Origin of the sequence: Streptomyces durocortorensis (assembly GCF_016901035.1) — a bacterium.
Taxonomy (GTDB): domain Bacteria; phylum Actinomycetota; class Actinomycetes; order Streptomycetales; family Streptomycetaceae; genus Streptomyces; species Streptomyces durocortorensis.
The window spans coordinates 1-4,696 of record NZ_JAFEUF010000371.1; the positions used below are offsets into that span (position 1 = coordinate 1).

At 75.7% G+C, this 4,696-nt stretch carries 3 protein-coding genes and 1 tRNA gene; 2 read left to right on the forward strand and 2 right to left on the reverse strand.

The genetic code is table 11. The features are described 5' to 3' along the window. Nucleotides 1-94 precede the first annotated feature (94 nt). A complete protein-coding gene (locus JS521_RS33950; RefSeq protein ID WP_205086732.1) occupies nucleotides 95-2,803 on the reverse strand; it encodes an SCO7613 C-terminal domain-containing membrane protein in 2,709 nt (902 codons plus the stop codon). Between the two features lie 139 nt (nucleotides 2,804-2,942). Between JS521_RS33950 and JS521_RS33955 the strand changes: the two genes are divergently transcribed. Continuing rightward, nucleotides 2,943-3,014: transfer RNA gene (locus JS521_RS33955), tRNA-Val, on the forward strand. Between the two features lie 65 nt (nucleotides 3,015-3,079). Here the strand turns inward: JS521_RS33955 and JS521_RS33960 are convergent. Continuing rightward, nucleotides 3,080-3,805 (reverse strand): 3'-5' exonuclease, encoded by a 726-nt coding sequence (locus JS521_RS33960; protein ID WP_205086733.1) that lies wholly within the window; start codon nucleotides 3,803-3,805, stop codon nucleotides 3,080-3,082. Nucleotides 3,806-4,031: 226 nt separating this feature from the next. On the opposite strand from JS521_RS33960, the gene JS521_RS33965 reads away from it, so the two are divergent. After that, nucleotides 4,032-4,628 carry a DUF4365 domain-containing protein gene (locus tag JS521_RS33965; RefSeq protein ID WP_205086734.1) on the forward strand — a complete coding sequence of 199 codons (597 nt, stop codon included), beginning with the start codon at nucleotides 4,032-4,034 and terminating at the stop codon, nucleotides 4,626-4,628. Nucleotides 4,629-4,696: the final 68 nt, after the last annotated feature.

Genomic DNA, 4,696 nt, shown 5'->3' on the forward strand with positions numbered 1-4,696 from the left:
GCGACGGCCACCTTCCCTGCCCGGGCCGCGGCCGCCGGGGCCCGGCGGGGGGTGCGGCGCTCCCCCCCCCCCCCCCCCGCCCCCCCCCCACGGCTCACCTCATCCGCCCCAGCGCGTCCTTCAGCCGGCGGGCGTCGCGCAGTCGCTGCTCGTACGTCGCCCCCACCACCAGCAACAGCAGCCCGGCCAGGGCCGGCGGCAGCCAGCGCGGGAGCGCCCCCGCCACCTGCACCACGTACGGCGCCAGCTCGTGCAGCCCGTCCAGCGCCAGCACCGCCCCGCCGAGCACCAGCAGCGCCTGGAGGCGGTAGCGCGCGCCCAGCAGCGTGATCGCCAGCGCCGCCACACCGAGCAGCAGCGGCCGGAGCCAGTCCGTGTCGGTCCAGGCGACCGCCAGGCTCGGCAGCAGCGTCGCGGCGAGCCCCGACCCGTACACCGTCCACGACGACGCCTCCGGGTCCTTCCGCCGCCGCACGAACCCGACGACCAGCGCGGGCACGGTCACCGGCAGCGTGTACGCCTCCGGGAACGACACCTCCGAGGCCGTCAGCCGTACCCAGGTGGCCAGCACGAACAGCGCCGCCGCCAGGTAGCCCGCCACCGGCCGCCGCTCCGGCCGCACCGCCGCACCCGCCGCCAGCACCCCGCACAGCGCCAGCACCAGCGCCAGGAACGGCGCGTCCGGCACCGCGAGCCCCACGGCGACCAGCGCCCCCAGCGCGCCCGTCAGCTCCACCGGCAGCGCCACCGGGTTCCGCCGCAGCCAAGCCCCGAGCAGCACCGTCAGCGCGGGCGCCAGGAGCAGCAGCGGTGCGGCCTCGTGCGGGGCGAGCCCCAGGGACCGGCCCGCGAACCCCGTGAGCACGGTCGCCGAGACCGTCGCGGCGACCGCGAACACCGCACGCGGCACCCCCGCCCCCGCCCGGACAGCCGCCCCGGCGAACAGGGCCGCCAGCGTGCCGGACACGGCGTAGGAGGCCCCCTCGGACGCCAGCGACAGCAGCCCGACGCTCACCGCCCCGGCCACCGCCGCCACCAGCGCGGTCACCGGCACCGCCGCCGACCCGTCCCGGCCGCTCCCCGCGCCGCGTACGGCCAGGGCGAGCAGACCGGCCACCAGAACCGTCTCCGCGACCACCGCGACCGCGTAGGGCACGTCCAGCACGGCCCCGGTCAGCAGCAGCGCACCCCAGCCGAGCGCCAGGGCCCCCGCACCGGCCGCCCCGCGCACCGCCGCCCCGGAGGGCATGCGCGCCCCGCCGCCCGTCGAGGCACCGGTCCAGGCGGCACCGTTCCAGCCCGACCAGGAAGCTCCGGTCCCGTGCGCCGCCGCCCCTGACGCTCCCGGCGCCTCCGTACCCGGCGTCCCGGCGTCCCGGCCCGAAGTACCCGCTCCGGCCGTACCGGCCGCACCTCGCGCCGTAGCATCGCCCGGCGCACTCGCTCCCGGCGCCCCGCCCACCTCCGGCGTCTCCCGCGCGGTCACCGGCCCGGCGATCCGCGCCAGCGACGGCCACCACCGGTATGCCCCCGCCAACAGCCCGGCCACCAGGGCCAGCACCACCGGGGTCGCGGCCAGCTCCGCCCACGGCAGCGTCGACCCGAGCGCGGACCGGAAGCCCTCCGGCGACCCCGCCCACACGTCCGACAGCAGCGTCACCGGGCCCAGCAGCACCGCCGCGACCCCCGGCAGCGCCCCCACCAGGGCCCCGGCCGTCACAGCCGCCGACGCCACCAGCACCCCCTGCGCCGCGCTCCTCGGCAGCCGGCTCCGTACGACCGCCGTCAGCGCGAGGCCGCACAGCAGGTACGCGAGCACCCGCCAGCCGTCCGGCACCGCCGCCGCCGGTACGCCGCCCACCGCGGCCACCGCCGCGAGACCGGCCACCACGCCGCCCGTCCGTGCGAAGCCCTTCGGTGCACGCCACGCCCCGGCCAGGGCCGCCGCAGCCGCCGCCAGCAGCAGCGCACCGGGCGCCACCGCCCCGAGCGGCCCGGAGGACGTCGTGGACAGCGTCAGCCCCACCAGCAGCGCCGAGAAACCCGTCACCGACCCGCCGACGCACGCCAGGACCCGTGTCCCGGTGCCCCGGCCCCACAGAGCGATCGCCCCGTCCAGCACCGCCGTCGCCAGCAGCGCCCACCCGACCACCAACGCCGGCGAGCCCGCGGCCCACGCCCAGAACAGCAGCGGCCACTGGGCCAGCACCACGGCGGCCGGCAGCGGAAGGTGCAGCTTGCCCAGCGCCAGCCCGTACGCCGTCCACAGCGCCGCGAGCACAGCGAAGGCGACCGCCGAGAAACCGAGCCCGTCCGTGTCCGGGGCCGCCACCGCGTGGACCGCGTAGACGTCCAGCAGCGTCAGCACCAGGGCCAGGGCCGCCAGCGCCTCGGCGGTGGCGCCCAGCCCCCGCCGCAGCAGCACCGCCGGGGCGATCAGCGCCCCCAGCGTCACCGCCGCCAGCACGGCCGACCGGCCGCCGATCCCCATCGAGCCCCAGCTCACCAGCGTGAACGCGATAGCCGCGACCGTCAGCAGCAGACCGCCCAGGGTCAGCAGCACGTTCTGCGCACTGCGCGGCGCGGACGGCTGCTTCGGCACGTAACCCCACGGCTGCGCCGGAGCACCCGGCCGGCCGCCGGGCGGCGCGCTCCAGCCCGGGGCGGCCGTCGGCGCGGGCGGCCGCAGCGCGGCGAGCAGCCACGCGCGCCGGGTCAGCAGCTGGGCCCGGCGGGCGTCCAGCTCGGCCAGTTCACGGTCGAGGCGGGCCAGTTCCTCGGCGGGCGGGGGCACATGTTCCATGTACGGGAGTGTGGCCCCGGACACCCGGCCCGTACATGCGCTCGGATACTCACTTCCCGGCCGGGACGCTCTGAGTAGAGCGCGGCCGGAAGGAGTTTGAACCAAGCCCTCGGAGCCCTGTATGGTTCAACCCGTTCCCGGGCGATTAGCTCAGTGGGAGAGCGCTTCGTTCACACCGAAGAGGTCACTGGTTCGAACCCAGTATCGCCCACCGGGGAAAGCCGGTCCGCACGCATCACGCGGACCGGCTTTCGCATGTCCGGGCCACCCGGACCCTCACGCCGCCGCGGGCAGTTCCGGGCGCAGTGGCCACGACGGGTCCACCGCCTCGGGCGTCCCGCTCTTCGCGAACCACGCCTCCAGGCCACGCGCCTGGGCCGCGTGCCAGCTCACCTGCCGGCTGTGCAGCTCGGACGGCGACAGCCGCTCCAGCCGGGTCGAGAAGCGCCGGCACACCGCCCGCACCAGCTCCAGCGAGGCGGTCGCGTCGGCCGCCGCGTCATGGGCCCCGTCGAGCACCACCTCGTAACTCGCGCACAGATCCGTGAGCGTACGGCGGCCCTTGCGGTAGCGGTCCAGATGCTTGTCCAGCACCCGGGGGTCCACCACCCGCATCGGCACCCCGTCGAGATACCGCGTCAGCGACGATGCCCGGTGCCGCCTCAACTCGCGGTCCAGCAGCGTCAGATCGAAGGGGGCGTTCATCACGACCAGCGGCCGGCCCGTCGCGCAGCTCTCCGCCAGCGCCCGGGCTATCTCGTCCATCACCGGGGCGGGCCAACGGCCGTTGCGCTGAAGGTGATCGTCGGTCAGCCCGTGGATATCGGTCGCGCCGGGCGGAACCGGAACCCCCGGATTGACCAGCCAGCGGGTGACGCGGACGCGACCGCCCGCGGTGTCCTGCGCGACGAGAGCGGCCGAAACGATCCGGTCCCGCTCGACGTCCACGCCTGTCGTCTCCGTGTCAAAAGCGGCCAGTGGCCCTTCGAACCAGTGCATCATCCCCGAACTCCTCGCGCACGCACGGCAGATGGAATGATTCCTCTGCCCGATATCGGTGATACCCGGGCTGTTTGCCTGATACGCCGTTTGCGGGCGGTCTGATGCGGTGACAACACAGGTGGGACGCGCGGCAGTTGCCGCCGACGTCCGTCGATCCGCCCAGCCCACGAAACCCGCCGGCAGACCACCTGCCATCGATCGGCACGCCCGGAAGGCACACGGAGCCATGGCGCTCGCGCAGCCCGACCCCGGGGGAACCGCCCGCACCGAGGCCTTCGGGCCCCGGCCGCCGCAGCAGCTCGAAGCGCCGCTGCGCGGCTCCCTCGCCACCACCGCCTGCATGGAGACCCTTCAGGTGGGCTATCTGCACGCCGTCGCCGCGGCGGCGGGATGCTCCCTGTCCCAGCCCTTCCCCGACAACGGCATCGACTGGCACGTCAGCCACGGCGCCCCCACCCACACCGTCGACGACGAAGTGACCATCAAGGTGCAGCTCAAGTGCACCTACCAGATACCGCCGCACCCGGCGGGCGGGGCGTTCTCCTTCACCCTCGACAACGCCCACCTCGTCAAGCTCGCCCGTTCCCCGGTGACGGTGCACAAGATCCTGGTCGTGATGATCGTGCCCCGCAGCCAGGACGACTGGCTGCGCGCCGGGCCCGGCGGCCTCGACCTGCGCCACTGCTGCTACTGGACCAACCTGGCCGGCCACGCGGTGACGGGCCGGTACCGGACCACTGTGCGCATCCCGACCTCGCGGATCTTCGACGACCGCGCACTCTGCGACATCATGGCCCGGGTCGGGGCCGGAGGGAGACCCTGATGCACCGGTCGATGGACGAGCCCACGGGCGCGGCGGGGCTGCCCGCCGCCCGCTCGCACCCCACCGCC